The following is a 15,561-nucleotide window of genomic DNA, read 5'->3' on the forward strand; positions in this document are numbered from 1 at the left end:
CCGGCTACGCGCTCACCGGGCGCTGGACGCGGATCGACTGGAGCAGGCCCACCGCGATCCAGACCGCGAACATCGACGTGCCGCCGTACGACACGAACGGCAGCGGCAGGCCCGCCACCGGCATGATGCCCATCGCCATGCCGATGTTCTCGAAGGACTGGAAGGCGAACCAGGCGATGATCCCGGCCGCGACGATCGTGCCGTACAGCTCCGTCGTCTCCCGCGCGATGCGGCACGCGCGCCACAGCACGACGCCGAGCAGCGCCAGGATCAGCCCCGCGCCGAGGAAGCCCAGTTCCTCACCGGCGACGGTGAAGATGAAGTCGGTCTGCTGCTCGGGCACGAACTGGCCCGTGGTCTGGTGGCCGTTGAACAGCCCGGCGCCGTACAGCCCGCCGGACCCGATGGCGATCCGCGCCTGGTTGGTGTTGTAGCCGACACCTGCGGGGTCGAGCTCCGGGTTCGCGAACGCGGCGAAGCGGTTGATCTGGTACTCGTCGAGCAGTCCGAGCGCGGCCACCAGGAGCGCGCCCGCGGCGCCCGCGCCGATGAGGCCGAGGATCCACCGGTTGGAGGCGCCCGAGGCGAGCAGGACGCCGAGCACGATCACGACCATCACCATCACCGAGCCGAGATCCGGCATCAGCATGGTGATCGCCATCGGCAGGATCGCGAGGCCGAGCGACTTGGCGACCGTGCGGTGGTCGGGATGGAGCTGGTCGCCCGCGTCCACGCGGGCGGCGAGCATCATCGCCATCCCCAGGATGATCGTGACCTTCACGAACTCGGACGGCTGGAGCGACAGGCCGCCGATGACGAGCCAGGCGTGGGCGCCGTTGATCGTGGCGCCGAGCGGGGTGAGCACCAGCAGCACGAGCACCACGGACAGTCCGTAGAGCACGGGCACCGCGCCGCGCAGCGTGCGGTGGCCCAGCCAGATCGTGCCGGCCATCAGCGCGAAGCCGATGCCGATGTTGAGGCTGTGCCGGACCAGGAAGTGGTACGGGTCCCCGTTGTTGAGCTCGGTGCGCCCCCGGGTCGCCGACCAGACCAGCAGCGTGCCGATGACCGACAGCGCGATCGCGGAGGACATCAGCGGCCAGTCGAGCCTGCGCGCGATCGAGTCGCGGGCGCTGAGCTTGGCCCACAGACCGTCGCGCTCGGGGCCGTAGCCGGAGACGGAGAAGCCGCCTGTCATGTCAGTCCCTCCGTACGGGCGAGCCCGCGAGCACTGGTCCGGGGTCCTTCGGCTTCGGGGGAACGTAGGGCCTGATCTCCGGGGCGTCGATCGAGCCGTCCGGGAGGACCTTGGGCAGGCCCTTCTGCGGCTGGGGAAGCAGGGCCCTCTTCAGGTCCTGGTTGCCCTCCTTGTCCAGGCCGTACATCGCGTCGTAGATGTTGCGCACCGCGGGGCCCGACGCGCCGGAGCCCGTACCGCCCTGGGAGATCGTCATGACGATCGTGTAGTCGTCGGTGTAGGTCGCGAACCACGAGGTGGTCTGCTTGCCGTAGACCTGGGCGGTGCCGGTCTTGGCCCGCATCGGGATCTTGTCCTGCGGCCAGCCGCCGAACCGCCAGGCGGCGGTGCCACCGGGCTCGACGACGGAGCGCAGACCCTTGTCGAGGTCGCTGATGGTCTCGGCGTCGACCGGCAGCTTGCCGTGGGGCTTTGGCGCGATCTCCTCGATCTTCTTGCCGTCGGGGCTGATGACGGCCTTGCCGAGGGTGGGGTTGTAGAGGGTGCCGCCGTTGCTGATGGCGGAGTAGGCCGTCGCCAACTGGATGGGGGTGATGAGAACGTCACCCTGGCCGATGGCGAAGTTGATGCTGTCGAAGGCCTTCAGCTGGTTGCCTTCGAGGCAGCTCTCATAGGCGATCTGCTCGACGTATGAGCCGCCCTTCTTACCCTGCTTGCACCAGGCGTCCTTGTTGGCTTCCCAGAAGCTCTTCTTCCACTGGCGGTCGGGGATGCGGCCGGTGACCTCGTTCGGCAGGTCGATGCCGGTCTCGGCGCCGAATCCGTAGTCGTGGGCTGTCCGGTAGAACCAGTCGTGGGCGTTCTTCTTGGGCTTGAGGCCGCCGTCGCGCTGCCACTCCTGGTGGCCGAGACGGTAGAAGACAGTGTTGCAGGAGAACTTGAGGGCGTCGCCGAGGGAGATCGGGCCGTGCCCCTTGGACTCGAAGTTCGCGAAGCTCCGGTTGCCCATGCTGTAGGAGCTGGTGCAGTTGTAGCGGCCGTCGAAGGGGTAGCCCGCCCGTACGGCCGCGCTCGCCGACACCACCTTGAAGACGGAGCCGGCGGGTGCCTGGCCCTGGATGGCCCGGTTGAGCAGCGGGTAGTTGGAGTTCTTGCCGGTGAGCCGGGCGTAGTCCTTGGCCGAGATGCCGCCGACCCAGGCGTTGGGGTCGTAGTCGGGTTGGGAGGCCATCGCGACGACGCGCCCGGTCTTGGACTCCATGACGACGACGGCGCCCGCGTCGGCCTCGTACTTGCGGCCGGTGACCTTGTCGGTCTCCTGCCGGACGGTTTTCATCGCCTGGTGGAGCTCGTGCTCGGCGACGGCCTGGACACGCGCGTCGATGCTGGTGACCACGTTGGAGCCGGGCACACCGGGGTCGGACTCGGTCTGGCCCATGACCCGGCCGAGCTTGTCGACCTCGTACGACGTGACGCCCGCCTTGCCGCGCAACTGCTTGTCGTAGGTGCGCTCCAGGCCCGAGCGGCCGACCTGGTCGGAGCGCAGATGCGGCGAGTCGGTGTCCTTGGCCTGCTGGATCTCCTCGTCGGTGACCGGCGAGAGGTAGCCGAGCACCTGCGAGGTGCGGGCCTTGCCCGGTGCGGGGTAGCGGCGTACAGCGGTGGGCTCGGCGGTGATGCCGGGGAAGTCCTCGGAGCTCTCCCGGATCCGCAGCGCCTGCTGGGTCGTGGCCTCGTCGGTGACCGGGATCGGCTGGTACGGGGAGCCGTTCCAGCACGGCTGCGGCGTCTGCGAGTCGCAGAGCCTGACCTTGTCCATGACGTCCTTCGGCTTCATGCCGAGCACGCCGGCGAGCCGGGTCAGGACCGCCTTCCCGTCGTCCTTCATCTTCATCAGCTCGGTGCGGGACGCGGAGACCACGAGGCGGGTCTCGTTGTCGGCGAGCGGGACGCCGCGGGCGTCGAGGATCGAGCCGCGTACGGCGGGTGAGACGACCCGCTGCACGTGGTTGCCGCTGGCCTCGTCGGCGTACTCGTCGCCGTTGCGGATCTGGAGGTACCAGAGCCGGCCGCCGAGGGTGAGCAGGAGGGAGAAGACGAGTACCTGGATGATGACGAGCCGGATCTGGACCCGGGGGGTCCGCCCGGTCTCCGGGATGTTGCTCACGTTGCTGCCCCCTCCGTCACAGTCGCTTCACTCCCTTGATGCGTCCGGCCCGGGCCGCCCGGGTCTTCGCCGCCCTGATCCGCAGTCCGCTGCGCTGGGCGCCGATCCGCAGGCCGGTGCCGGAGGTCAGCCAGCCGGAGGCGACGTCGGTGCCGTTGCTGCTCTGGCTCTCGGCGAGCGGATCGTTGTCGCTGCGTCTGGCGAGCCACATGATCAGCGGGACCGTGAAGGGCGCGAGGATCAGGTCGTATACGGCGGCCGTGAACAGCAGGCTGCCGAGGCCCACATGGCGGGCCGCGGTGTCGCCGACGAGGGCGCCCACTCCCGCGTACAGCAGGGTGGATCCGATCGCGGCGGCGACGACCACGACCATCGGGCCGGTGGCGGAGCGCAACTGCTGCCCGTTGTCGGGCCGGATGAGGCCGGCGAGGTAGCCGATGACGCACAGGACGAGCGCGTAGCGGCCGGCCGCGTGGTCGGCGGGCGGCGCGATGTCGGCGAGGAGGCCGGCGCCGAAGCCGACGAAGGCGCCCGCGACATGGCCGTAGACCATGGCGAGACCGAGGACGGTCAGCAGCATCAGGTCCGGGACCGCGCCGGGCAGCTGGAGGCGGGCGAGGACGGTGACCTGGATGACGAGGGCGACCACGACCAGGGTCGTGGAGAGCAGCATCCGGTTGAAGCGCATGGACGGATCAGCTCCTGTTTACTCGTCGTTCGGGACGTCGGCGGCGTTGTCGCCCGGTGGATCCTGTCCGGCGTCCTGCGCCTGGCCGCTGTCCTGCTGCCCGTCCTGCGTCTGCCCGTCCTGCGGGGCTTCCTGCGCTCCCCCGTCCTGCGCCTGGCCGTCGGCGTCCTCGGACGCACCGGGCGTGACGGTCACCGTGACGGTGGGTGTCGGCTTGGGCTTGGCGGGCTTCGGCGGCAGGACCATGTCCCGCGGGTCGCTGCTCGGTGCCTGGACGACGACGCCGACGATGTCGAGCCTGCTGAAGGCCGCGTACGGGCGGACGTAGACGTTCCGGGTGAGGTCGCCGCCCGACGGGTCGACGCGGAGGACCTCGCCGACCGGGACGCCCGGCACGAACGGCTTGTTGCCCTGCGAGCCGAAGGTGACCAGCCGGTCGCCCTTCTTCACCTTGGACTTGCCGTTGAGCAGCTGGACGAGGAGCGGCCGGTCGCCCTGGCCGGTCGCGAAGCCCAGCTCGCTGGTCTTCTCCATGCGCGTGCCGACGGTGAAGTCGGGGTCGTTGGCGAGCAGGACCGTGGAGGTGCCGGGTCCGACGGTGGTGACGCGGCCGACGAGTCCGTCGCTGTTGATGACGGTCATGTCACGCCGGATGCCGTCGTCGGCGCCGATGTCGATCGTGACGGTCCAGGAGAAGCCCTGGGCCGCTCCTATGGCGATGACCTCGGCGCCCTTGATCCCGTACTGTCCGGCCGCCGCGGTCCTGATCAGGCCGTCGAGCTCGCGCAGCCGGCTGCGGTTGCGGTCGTCGCTGCCGAGCCGCTGCTTGAGCTCGGCGTTCTCCCGCTCCAGTTCGCTGATGCGGTCGTGCCGTTCGCCGGAGTCGCGTACGGCGCCGATGGCGTTGCCGATCGGGTCGACGGCCGCCGCGACGCCGTTCTCGACAGGACCGAAGACCGTGGCCGCGGCCTGCCGGGCTCCGTCGACCGGTGACTCCTCGCCGCCGCGGATGTCCACCGTGATCAAGGCGAACGCGATGGCGATCAGCAGCACCAGGAGCAGCCGGCTCTCTCGTGTGTCCCTCACGTGCGGCGGCCGTGCCTTCCTCGTTGGAATGGTGGTGTCGGTGGAGCAACGATCCTTCCCCTGAGGCGGAGGCGGAAAGACCCCATGTGGGAGCCCGCGGGGCCCCCGAACGGCGGAGACGGACCCGGCCGTTGCCGGGCCGCCGTCCGGCTAACGACGCGGCTGGGCGTCCAGTACCTGCTGGAGCGCCTCGAACTCCTCGACACACTTGCCCGATCCGAGCGCCACCGAGTCCAGCGGGTCCTCGGCGATGTGGATCGGCATGCCCGTCTCGCGGCGCAGCCGCTCGTCGAGACCGCGCAGCAGTGCGCCACCGCCGGTGAGGACGATGCCGCGGTCCATGACGTCGCCGGACAGCTCCGGCGGGCACTTGTCGAGCGTCGTCTTGACGGCGTCGACGATCGCGTTGACCGGCTCCTCGATGGCCTTGCGGACCTCCGCGGCGGAGATGACCACGGTCTTGGGCAGACCGGAGACGAGGTCACGGCCGCGGATCTCGGTGTGCTCGTCCTTGTCCATCTCGTACGCGGAGCCGATGGTGATCTTGATGCTCTCGGCGGTCCGCTCACCGAGCAGGAGCGAGTACTCCTTCTTGATGTGCTGGATGATCGCGTTGTCCAGCTCGTCGCCGGCAACGCGGATGGACTGTGCCGTGACGATTCCGCCGAGCGAGATCACGGCCACCTCGGTGGTGCCGCCGCCGATGTCGACGACCATGTTGCCGGTGGCCTCGTGGACGGGGAGTCCGGAGCCGATGGCCGCGGCCATCGGCTCCTCGATGATGTGCACCTGACGGGCGCCCGCCTGCGTCGACGCCTCGATGACCGCACGGCGCTCGACACCCGTGATACCCGAGGGGACACAGACGACGACACGCGGACGGGCGAGGTACCGGCGCTTGTGGATCTTCAGGATGAAGTAGCGGAGCATCCGCTCGGTGATCTCGAAGTCGGCGATGACGCCGTCCTTCAGCGGCCGGACGGCAACGATGTTGCCGGGCGTCCGGCCGATCATCTTCTTCGCCTCGGCGCCGACCGCGAGAATGCCGCCCGTGTTGGTGTTGATCGCGACGACGGACGGCTCGTTGAGAACGATCCCCCGGCCTCTGACGTACACCAGCGTGTTGGCGGTCCCGAGGTCGACAGCCATGTCACGGCCGATGAACGACATGTTGTTCCCCATGAGGATGCGTCTGGCCTTCCCAAATAGAGCGTTGATGGCTTTTCAGGACGGCGAGGTGGGTGCTGCGGCGTGGAGGCTTACATCGTAGTGCCGCCTGCACCGACACCGCGCGCTGGTCCACCTCTGTATTTGGTGACGATGTGTCGAAGCGATGCGTTCCCGCAATGCCCCGGCCTATGCCAAGGGGCGACCGAAATTCCTTCGGTCGCCCCAGGTCATGAGCGCTGTTCGGCTGACGTGCTGTCAGGAGAGACCCGGGAAGAAAATCTTCAGCTCTCGAATGGCGGACTCCTCGGAGTCCGATGCGTGGATGAGGTTCTCCCGGACAATGGTGCCGAAGTCGCCACGAATGGAGCCCGGAGCCGCCGCGATCGGGTCGGTCGGTCCCGCCAGCTGGCGTACACCCTCGATGACGCGCTCACCCTCGACGACGAGGGCGACGATCGGGCCGGAGGCCATGAAGGCCACCAGCGGCTCGTAGAACGGCTTGCCCTTGTGCTCCCCGTAGTGCTGCTCCAGGGTCTCCTGGTCCAGCGTGCGCAGCTCCAGCGCGCTGATGGTCCAGCCCGCCTTGGCCTCGATGCGTCCGATGATCTCGCCGATCAGGCCGCGTCGTACGGCGTCGGGCTTGAGCAGGACGAGCGTGCGCTGACTCACGGTACGGGCTCCTTCAGGTGCGGATTCAGGGCCTGCCGCGTCCCAAGCGGGCGGCAGGCACTGATGAGGCTACAGGGCGAATGCCGCCCGCGATTACGCAGCGTCAGGCCCTGCGGAGGCCTGCGCCTCCCACCGGGCCTTCGCCTCGTCGATCCTGCGGCCGTAGAACACCGACGCCCACCACAGCCCGGCGAACAGCGCGCCCAGGAAGAACATGGCCGGCACGACGAAACCGCTCGCGACCAGCGCGATCTGGAGCGCCCAGCCGAGCTGGATCCCGCCGGGCCGGGTGATCATGCCGCACAGCAGCACCGAGAACAGCATCGCGATCCCGCAGACCGTCCACACCGCGGCCATCGAGGCGCCGTCCGACTTCATGGCGACGAGACCGGCGAAGCCGATCACGAAGAACTCACCGATCAGCGTGGATGCACAGAGCGTACGCATCGGATGTCAGCCCCTCCCGAGCAGCAGCCGGGCCTCGCCGACCGTGATCACGGAGCCGGTCACCAGCACACCCGCGCCGGCGAACTCCGCCTCCTCCTCCGCCAGGGTGATCGCCGCCTCCAGCGCGTCGTCCAGGCGCGGCTCGACGACCACCCGCTCGTCGCCGAAGACCTCCACGGCCATCGCCGCGAGCTCGTCCGCGTCCATGGCGCGATCGCTGGAGTTCTGCGTGACGACGATCTCGGCGAAGATCGGCTCGAACGCCTCCAGCAGGCCCCGCACGTCCTTGTCGCCGCTCGTGCCGACCACGCCGATGAGGCGGGAGAAGCCGAACGACTCGGTGATACCGGCGGCGGTCGCCTGCGCGCCCGCCGGGTTGTGCGCGGCGTCCAGCACGACGGTGGGGCTGCGGCGCACGACCTCCAGCCGGCCCGGCGAGGCGACCGAGGCGAACGCCTTGCGGATGGTGTCCACGTCCAGCGCGCGCGCCTGCTCGGCCCCCACACCGAAGAACGCCTCCACCGCGGCGAGCGCGACCGCCGCGTTGTGCGCCTGGTGGGCTCCGTAGAGCGGGAGGAAGATCTGCTCGTACTCGCCGCCGAGTCCGCGCAGCGTCAGGAGCTGGCCGCCGACCGCGATCTCACGGGAGACCACGCCGAACTCCATGCCCTCGCGGGCCACCGTCGCGTCGGCCTCCACGGCCTTCTTCAGCATCACCTGGGCGGCGTCCACCGGCTGCTGCGCCAGGATCACCGTCGCGCCCTGCTTGATGATCCCGGCCTTCTCGCCCGCGATCTCGGCGGGCGTGGAGCCGAGCCGGTCGGTGTGGTCCAGGCTGATCGGCGTGACCACGGCCACCGAGCCGTCGATCACGTTCGTCGCGTCCCAGCTGCCGCCCATGCCGACCTCGACGACGGCGACGTCCACCGGGGCATCGGCGAACGCCGCGTACGCCATACCGGTGAGCACCTCGAAGAAGGAGAGGCGGTACTCCTGGCTCGCGTCGACCATCTCCACGTACGGCTTGATGTCGCGGTACGTCTCGATGAAGCGCTCGGCCTCGATGGGCGCGCCGTCCAGGCTGATCCGCTCGGTGATCGACTGGACGTGGGGCGAGGTGTAACGCCCGGTGCGCAGGTCGAAGGCGCCGAGCAGCGCCTCGATCATGCGGGCCGTGGACGTCTTGCCGTTCGTCCCCGTGATGTGGATCGATGGGTACGCCCGCTGCGGCTCGCCCAGCACGTCCATCAGGGCGGAGATCCGGGCGACCGAGGGCTCCAGCTTGGTCTCGCCCCAGCGCGTCGCCAGGTCGGCCTCGACCTCGCGCAGCGCCTTGTCCACCTCCGGGTCCGCGGGCCGGGCGGGCACGGCATCACTCTGCGGCACCCCGGCCTGCGCGCGCAGGGTGCGGCTGCCGGCCTCGATCACCGCCAGGTCGGGGTCACGGTCGGTCTCGGCATCGACGATCTCGTCGAACGGGTCGGGGTGCTCACTCACGGGTCCAGTCTACGGAGCGGCACCGACAGGAACGGGCGAGGCCCCGGGGGGCGTCCCCGGGGCCTCGTGTGTCATAGCGCTGCTCAGCCCTGCGGCAGGTTCGCCAGCTGGGCCGTGATGCGGGCGATGTCGTCGTCCGCGGTGGCGAGGCGCCCCCGGATCTTGTCGACCACGTTGTCCGGCGCCTTGGCGAGGAACGCCTCGTTGCCGAGCTTGGCCGTGGCCTGGGCCTTCTCCTTCTCGGCCGCCGCCAGGTCCTTCGTCAGACGCTTGCGCTCGGCCTCGACGTCGATCGTGCCCGACAGGTCCAGCGCGACCGTGGCACCCGCGACCGGAAGGGACGCGGTGGCCTGGAAGCCCTCGCCCTCCGGCTGGAGCCGCAGCAGCTGCCGGATCGCGGCCTCGTGCGGCGCGAGCGCGGTGCCGTCCAGGGTGAGGCGGGCCGGGACCTTCTGGCCGGGCTGCAGCCCCTGGTCGCTGCGGAAGCGGCGGACCTCGGTGACGACCCGCTGGACGAGCTCGATCTCCCGCTCGGCGGCCTCGTCGCGGAAGCCGCTGTCACGCGGCCAGTCGGCGACGACGAGCGACTCCCCACCGGTCAGCGTCGTCCACAGTGTGTCCGTGACGAACGGGACGACCGGATGCAGCAGGCGCAGCATCACGTCCAGGACCTCGCCGAGGACACGGCCGGACACCCTGGCCTGCTCGCCGCCGCCGAAGAACGTGGTCTTCGACAGCTCGACGTACCAGTCGAAGACCTCGTCCCACGCGAAGTGGAACAGGGACTCGGAGAGCTTCGCGAACTGGAAGTCCTCGTAGTAGGCGTCGACTTCCTCGACCGTCTTGTTCAGCCGCGACAGGATCCACCGGTCGGTGGAGGACATCTGCTCGGGGGCGGGCAGCGGGCCCTCCACCGTGGCGCCGTTCATCAGCGCGAAGCGGGTCGCGTTCCAGATCTTGTTGGCGAAGTTGCGCGAGCCCTGGACCCAGTCCTCGCCGATCGGCACGTCGACGCCGGGGTTGGCACCGCGCGCGAGCGTGAAGCGCAGCGCGTCGGAGCCGTACTTGTCCATCCAGTCCAGCGGGTTGACCGCGTTGCCGAAGGACTTCGACATCTTCTTGCCGAACTGGTCGCGGACCATGCCGTGCAGGGCGATGGTGTGGAACGGCGGGGTGCCGTCCATCGCGTACAGGCCGAACATCATCATCCGGGCGACCCAGAAGAAGAGGATGTCGTAGCCGGTGACCAGGACGGAGTTCGGGTAGAACTTCGCGAGGCTCTCGGTCTGTTCCGGCCAGCCCAGCGTCGAGAAGGGCCACAGGCCGGAGGAGAACCAGGTGTCGAGGACGTCGGTGTCCTGGGTCCAGCCGTCGCCGCTCGGGGGCTGCTCGTCGGGGCCGACGCAGACCGTCTCGCCGTTCGGCCCGTACCAGACGGGGATGCGGTGACCCCACCACAACTGGCGCGAGATGCACCAGTCGTGGAGGTTGTCGACCCAGTCGAAGTAGCGCCTCTCCATCTCCTGCGGGTGGATCTTGACGCGGCCGTCGCGGACCGCGTCGCCGGCGGCCTTCGCGAGCGGGCCGACCTTGACCCACCACTGCATGGACAGGCGGGGCTCGATGGTGGTCTTGCAGCGCGAGCAGTGGCCGACGGAGTGGACGTACGGCCGCTTCTCGGCGACGATCCGGCCCTCCGCGCGCAGCGCGCCGACGATCGCCGACCGGGCCTCGAGCCGGTCCAGGCCCTGGAAGGGCCCATGCGCCGTGATGACGGCGTGCTCGTCCATGACGGAGATGCTCGGCAGGCCGTGCCGCTGGCCGATCTCGAAGTCGTTCGGGTCATGGGCGGGCGTCACCTTGACGGCGCCGGTGCCGAACTCGGGGTCGACGTGCTCGTCCGCGACGACCGGGATCGAACGGTCGGTCAGGGGCAGCTTGATCTGCTTGCCGACCAGGTGCTTGTAGCGCTCGTCGTCGGGGTGGACGGCCACGGCGGTGTCACCGAGCATCGTCTCGGCGCGCGTGGTCGCGACGACGATGGTGTCGTCGCCGTCGCCGTACTTCATGGAGACGAGCTCGCCGTCGTCGTCCTGGTACTCGACCTCGATGTCGGAGATCGCCGTCAGACAGCGCGGGCACCAGTTGATGATGCGCTCGGCGCGGTAGATCAGCTCGTCGTCGTAGAGCTTCTTGAAGATGGTCTGGACGGACTGGGACAGGCCCTCGTCCATGGTGAAGCGCTCACGCGACCAGGCGACGCCGTCGCCGAGGCGGCGCATCTGGCCGGAGATCTGGCCACCGGACTCGCTCTTCCACTGCCAGACGCGCTCGACGAACGCCTCACGGCCGAGGTCGTGACGGGACTTGCCCTCCTTGGCGAGCTCCCGCTCGACCACGTTCTGCGTGGCGATACCGGCGTGGTCCATGCCGGGCTGCCACAGGGTCTCGTAACCCTGCATGCGCTTGCGGCGGGTGAGGGCGTCGATGAGCGTGTGCTCGAAGGCGTGGCCCAGGTGGAGGCTGCCGGTGACGTTCGGCGGCGGGATGACGACCGTGAACGGCGGCTTCTCGCTCTTGGCGTCGGCCTCGAAGTAGCCGCGTTCTACCCAGCGCTCGTACAGCGTCCCCTCTACCTCGGCCGGCGCGTACTGGGTCGGCAGTTCGGGGGTGCTGGCTGGCTGATGCTGAGTGTTCTCGGTCACGGGGCCAGTTTAGGGGTGTCACTGGGCCGTCCTGAAACGCGATTGTTCCGTAACGGTGTGACCCCCGCCGCCCCGGGGGGTCGCCGCTTGCGCCAGGATGTTCGGAACACATAAACATCACGAGGGGAACACCCGTAATGAGCTACAACCAGCCGGGTCCGTACGGCGGCCAGCCGCAGCAGCCGGGCCCGTACGGCCAGCAGCCGCAGGCACCGCAGCCCGGTTACGGGTATCCGCAGCAGGCCCCGCAGGGCGTTCCGCCGCAGGGCTACGGCTACCCGCAGCAGCAGCCCGGCCAGCCGGGCCAGCCCGGCCAGTGGGGCCAGCCGCAGCAGCCGGGCCCGTACGGCCAGCAGCCCCAGTACGGCCAGCAGCCTCAGTACGGCGCGTACCCCCCGCCCCCGCCGGCACAGGGCGGCGGCGGCAAGAAGACGGGTCTGATCATCGGCGCGGTGGCGGTCGTGGCGGCGCTGGGTGTGGGTGCGTACTTCATCTTCGGCGGGAGCGGCGGCAACGGTGCGGTCGCGGACGACACGAAGGGTTACAAGGTCGCGCCTGCCGCGTCGATCGACGACTACAAGAAGCAGGGTGCCGACAAGTCGGCCCCGATGAACGACGAGCAGAAGAAGAAGGCTACCGCGATGGGGATCACCAACCCCAGCACGGTCGCGGCCGAGTACAAGTCCGGCGACAGCAGCGACCCGCTCAAGGCCAAGAACATGAGCCTCAACGGCATGTGGGGCGAGGTCGCGGACCCGGAGAAGGCGATCGACACCGGCTTCGCCAACTACAAGAACGACCAGGGCAACGACCTGGATCCCGACTTGGAGATCGAGCCTGTCGGCGAGCCGGTCGAGAAGACTCCGTCCGGGTTCGAGGGCGCTCTGATGAAGTGCCAGGAGATCAAGTTCATCAATTCCAAGGGTGACGGCACCCCGCAGAACGGTCCGAAGGAGTTCGTGATTCCGACCTGCATGTGGGCCGACTACAGCACCGTCGGTGTCGTCAACGCAATGGACCTGTCGGTGATGATGACCGGCGGCAAGGGCCAGTCGCTCGACGAGGTCGCCGAGCTCACCGCCAAGCACTACAAGGCGTCGCGCGCCAAGGTGTGAGCAGCACAGCATCGCCCTGCCGACGGGAGTTCTCCGTTCGGCAGGGCGAACGTGTCTCCCGGACAGAGCGCCTTGTATGAGCCAACCACCAGGCGGCCGAACCGATCAAGTGGTCCGCCACCGGCAGGGAAAGGGTATCCAGGTAGCCCTTTTTTCGGCCATGCCGTGCCTGTCGGGCACTTCGGTCACTGCTTGAATTTCCTCGCACACATGACCGAGTGCACGGAAACGGGAGAACCATCATGACGTTGAGGATCAAGCAGGCCGCGGTAGCGCTGGGGATCGTCGCAGCAGCGACGCTTGCACCGCTGGCCAGCCCCACCTCCGCAGCCGCTGCGGTGGGATACACCCGCTGCCTTCAGTCCCTGGCCGATGACGGATACATCGTCGGCCCCAAGGTGCAGGACGCGTGCAGCCACAAGGCCACCAAGTTGGGCTTCACCTGGGTTGCGAACCAGACCTGCGTGAACAAGCTCGTCGCCATACGCGTCGATGGGGTGGACGCCCTCAGCGCCTGCGAGCGCGCCCACTCGTGACATCCAGCCTGAAGGCGGGCCTCGCCGGCGCAGGCGCGCCTCATCGGAAGCCAGGGCGTCGGGGATGACAGCGAAGGGGCGCCCGGCCAGTTCCTCAACTGACCGGGCGCCCCTTCCTCGTTCACGCGCGCTTCGCGCGCCTACGCGCTCTTCTCGTGCCGCCCGTTCCCCTCGTCCTTCACGATGCGCGGCACCAGCGTGGGGTTCACGTTGTTGTGGACCACGTCCTCCGTGATCACCACGCGGGCCACGTCCTTGCGGGACGGGACCTCGTACATCACCGACATCAGGACCTCTTCCATGATGGCCCGCAGGCCACGCGCGCCCGTACCGCGCAGGATCGCCTGGTCGGCGATGGCCTCCAGGGCCGGGAGGTCGAAGTCCAGCTCCACGCCGTCGAGTTCGAACAGACGCTGGTACTGCTTCACCAGCGCGTTGCGCGGCTCGACCAGGATCTTGAGGAGAGCCTCGCGGTCGAGGTTGTGGACCGAGGTGATGACCGGGAGGCGGCCGATGAACTCCGGGATCATGCCGAACTTGACCAGGTCCTCCGGCATGACCTCCTGGAACTGGTCGCTCGCCTCGATCTCCCGCTTCGAGCGGATCGTGGCGCCGAAGCCGATGCCCTTCGCGCCCGCACGCGACTCGATGATCTTCTCCAGGCCGGCGAACGCGCCGCCCACGATGAAGAGCACGTTCGTCGTGTCGATCTGGATGAACTCCTGGTGGGGGTGCTTGCGGCCGCCCTGCGGCGGGACCGAGGCCGTCGTGCCCTCGAGGATCTTGAGCAGGGCCTGCTGGACACCCTCGCCCGAGACGTCCCGTGTGATCGACGGGTTTTCGCTCTTACGGGCGACCTTGTCGATCTCGTCGATGTAAATGATCCCGGTCTCGGCCTTCTTGACGTCGTAGTCGGCCGCCTGGATCAGCTTGAGCAGGATGTTCTCGACGTCCTCACCGACATAGCCGGCCTCCGTCAGCGCGGTGGCGTCGGCGATCGCGAACGGGACGTTCAGCATGCGGGCCAGCGTCTGGGCGAGCAGTGTCTTGCCGGACCCGGTGGGACCGAGCAGGAGGATGTTGGACTTGGCGAGCTCGATCGCGTCGTCCCGCCCCTGCGCGCCGCCGTTCTCGCCGGCCTGGACGCGCTTGTAGTGGTTGTACACCGCGACGGAGAGCGCCTTCTTGGCCGGCTCCTGGCCGACCACGTAGCTCTCCAGGAACTCGTAGATCTCGCGCGGCTTGGGAAGCTCCTCCCAGCGCACCTCGCTCGTCTCGGCGAGCTCCTCCTCGATGATCTCGTTGCAGAGGTCGATGCACTCGTCGCAGATGTACACCCCGGGGCCTGCGATGAGCTTCTTCACCTGCTTCTGGCTCTTTCCGCAGAACGAGCACTTGAGCAGGTCGCCGCCATCACCGATGCGTGCCACGAGGTGCTTCCCCTTCGCCTGGGAGCGGCTTGGTTCAGCCGGCTCCTGGTGCCTCATATCCGACGGTACCTTGCCTGGCCCCCCGTTCGGGCCCCCCTTGGTGCGGTTCACTTTGTCGTGTACCGCACCAAGGAGTGCGCCGGATCCGTCAGGCGGCCGCTGCGGCCGTGCTCTTACGGGTCGAGACGATCTGGTCGACGAGGCCGTACGCGAGCGCGTCCTCGGCGGTCAGGATCTTGTCGCGCTCGATGTCGTCGCGGACCTTCTCGATCGGCGTGGTGGAGTGCTTGGCCAGCATCTCCTCGAGCTGGACCCGCATGCGCAGGATCTCGTTCGCCGCGATCTCCAGGTCGGACAGCTGCTCCCGGCCCGTCTGCGAGGACGGCTGGTGGATCAGCACGCGCGCGTGCGGCAGGGCCATCCGCTTGCCGGGGGTACCGGCGGCCAGCAGCACGGCCGCGGCGGACGCCGCCTGGCCCATGCAGACTGTCTGGATGTCCGGCTTCACGAACTGCATCGTGTCGTAGATGGCGGTCAGCGCGGTGAAGGAGCCACCAGGGCTGTTGATGTAGATCGAGATGTCGCGGTCCGGGTCCATCGACTCCAGGCACAGCAGCTGCGCCATCACGTCGTTGGCGGAGGCGTCGTCGATCTGCACACCGAGGAAGATCACGCGCTCCTCGAAGAGCTTCGCGTACGGGTCGTACTCGCGCACGCCCTGCGAGGTGCGCTCGACGAAGCGCGGGACGACGTAGCGGTTGTCCGGCTGCGGGCCGGTGTAGAGGCCGCTGGCGGAGAAGTTGCTCATGTGGGTGTTCACCATCCTGGTGGCGTTCTGCGGGCTCGGGGTCGG

General features: G+C 68.8%; 13 protein-coding genes. 2 read left to right on the top strand and 11 right to left on the bottom strand.

Annotated elements, in window-relative coordinates; genetic code table 11:
* Positions 1–4 precede the first annotated feature (4 nt).
* The 9 genes from rodA to ACF08N_RS09425 all read right to left on the bottom strand — a co-directional run bounded on the left by rodA (position 5) and on the right by ACF08N_RS09425 (position 11,627).
* A complete protein-coding gene (gene rodA / locus ACF08N_RS09385) occupies positions 5–1,198 on the bottom strand; it encodes a rod shape-determining protein RodA (RefSeq protein ID WP_392324000.1) in 1,194 nt (397 codons plus the stop codon).
* Between the two features lies 1 nt (position 1,199).
* Positions 1,200–3,365 carry a penicillin-binding protein 2 gene (gene mrdA / locus ACF08N_RS09390; protein WP_392324001.1) on the bottom strand — a complete coding sequence of 722 codons (2,166 nt, stop codon included), beginning with the start codon at positions 3,363–3,365 and terminating at the stop codon, positions 1,200–1,202.
* A gap of 16 nt (positions 3,366–3,381) precedes the next feature.
* Entirely contained in the window at positions 3,382–4,053 is a 672-nt protein-coding gene (mreD, locus tag ACF08N_RS09395; RefSeq protein WP_392324002.1) for a rod shape-determining protein MreD, read from the bottom strand.
* An 18-nt stretch (positions 4,054–4,071) separates the two neighbouring features.
* Positions 4,072–5,139, bottom strand: a complete 1,068-nt coding sequence (gene mreC / locus ACF08N_RS09400) for a rod shape-determining protein MreC (protein ID WP_392324003.1) — start codon at positions 5,137–5,139, stop codon at positions 4,072–4,074.
* 150 nt (positions 5,140–5,289) lie between these two features.
* Positions 5,290–6,309 carry a rod shape-determining protein gene (locus ACF08N_RS09405; protein ID WP_189883677.1) on the bottom strand — a complete coding sequence of 340 codons (1,020 nt, stop codon included), beginning with the start codon at positions 6,307–6,309 and terminating at the stop codon, positions 5,290–5,292.
* A 255-nt stretch (positions 6,310–6,564) separates the two neighbouring features.
* Positions 6,565–6,978 carry a nucleoside-diphosphate kinase gene (ndk, locus tag ACF08N_RS09410; protein ID WP_392324004.1) on the bottom strand — a complete coding sequence of 138 codons (414 nt, stop codon included), beginning with the start codon at positions 6,976–6,978 and terminating at the stop codon, positions 6,565–6,567.
* Positions 6,979–7,071: 93 nt separating this feature from the next.
* Entirely contained in the window at positions 7,072–7,425 is a 354-nt protein-coding gene (locus tag ACF08N_RS09415; protein WP_392324005.1) for a DUF4233 domain-containing protein, read from the bottom strand.
* Between the two features lie 6 nt (positions 7,426–7,431).
* Positions 7,432–8,922, bottom strand: coding sequence for a bifunctional folylpolyglutamate synthase/dihydrofolate synthase (locus ACF08N_RS09420; protein WP_392324006.1), 1,491 nt, complete (start codon positions 8,920–8,922; stop codon positions 7,432–7,434).
* Between the two features lie 83 nt (positions 8,923–9,005).
* Positions 9,006–11,627: a valine--tRNA ligase gene (locus tag ACF08N_RS09425; protein ID WP_392324007.1), complete on the bottom strand. Its 2,622-nt coding sequence runs from the start codon at positions 11,625–11,627 to the stop codon at positions 9,006–9,008.
* Positions 11,628–11,764: 137 nt separating this feature from the next.
* Here ACF08N_RS09425 and ACF08N_RS09430 point away from each other — a divergent pair, with 137 nt between their 5' ends.
* Together ACF08N_RS09430 and ACF08N_RS09435 are read left to right on the top strand one after the other, a co-directional pair.
* Positions 11,765–12,742, top strand: a complete 978-nt coding sequence (locus ACF08N_RS09430; RefSeq protein ID WP_392324008.1) for a hypothetical protein — start codon at positions 11,765–11,767, stop codon at positions 12,740–12,742.
* A 242-nt stretch (positions 12,743–12,984) separates the two neighbouring features.
* Positions 12,985–13,278: a hypothetical protein gene (locus ACF08N_RS09435; RefSeq protein ID WP_392324009.1), complete on the top strand. Its 294-nt coding sequence runs from the start codon at positions 12,985–12,987 to the stop codon at positions 13,276–13,278.
* A 140-nt stretch (positions 13,279–13,418) separates the two neighbouring features.
* On the opposite strand, the gene clpX is transcribed toward ACF08N_RS09435, so the two are convergent.
* Positions 13,419–14,708, bottom strand: coding sequence for an ATP-dependent Clp protease ATP-binding subunit ClpX (clpX, locus tag ACF08N_RS09440; protein WP_177150824.1), 1,290 nt, complete (start codon positions 14,706–14,708; stop codon positions 13,419–13,421).
* Positions 14,709–14,856: 148 nt separating this feature from the next.
* Positions 14,857–15,531, bottom strand: a complete 675-nt coding sequence (locus ACF08N_RS09445) for an ATP-dependent Clp protease proteolytic subunit (protein ID WP_392324010.1) — start codon at positions 15,529–15,531, stop codon at positions 14,857–14,859.
* Between the last annotated feature and the right edge of the window lie 30 nt (positions 15,532–15,561).

This window comes from Streptomyces sp. NPDC015127, from assembly GCF_043080095.1.
Classification (GTDB): Bacteria; Actinomycetota; Actinomycetes; order Streptomycetales; family Streptomycetaceae; genus Streptomyces.

Coding starts and splice junctions, on each gene's coding strand:
- mreD (WP_392324002.1), bottom strand. CDS start 4,053: ATGCGCTTCAACCGGATGCTGCTCTCCACGACCCTGGTCGTGGTCGCC.
- ACF08N_RS09445 (WP_392324010.1), bottom strand. CDS start 15,531: ATGGTGAACACCCACATGAGCAACTTCTCCGCCAGCGGCCTCTACACC.
- ACF08N_RS09435 (WP_392324009.1), top strand. CDS start 12,985: ATGACGTTGAGGATCAAGCAGGCCGCGGTAGCGCTGGGGATCGTCGCA.
- ACF08N_RS09430 (WP_392324008.1), top strand. CDS start 11,765: ATGAGCTACAACCAGCCGGGTCCGTACGGCGGCCAGCCGCAGCAGCCG.
- rodA (WP_392324000.1), bottom strand. CDS start 1,198: ATGACAGGCGGCTTCTCCGTCTCCGGCTACGGCCCCGAGCGCGACGGT.
- ACF08N_RS09415 (WP_392324005.1), bottom strand. CDS start 7,425: ATGCGTACGCTCTGTGCATCCACGCTGATCGGTGAGTTCTTCGTGATC.
- ACF08N_RS09405 (WP_189883677.1), bottom strand. CDS start 6,309: ATGTCGTTCATCGGCCGTGACATGGCTGTCGACCTCGGGACCGCCAAC.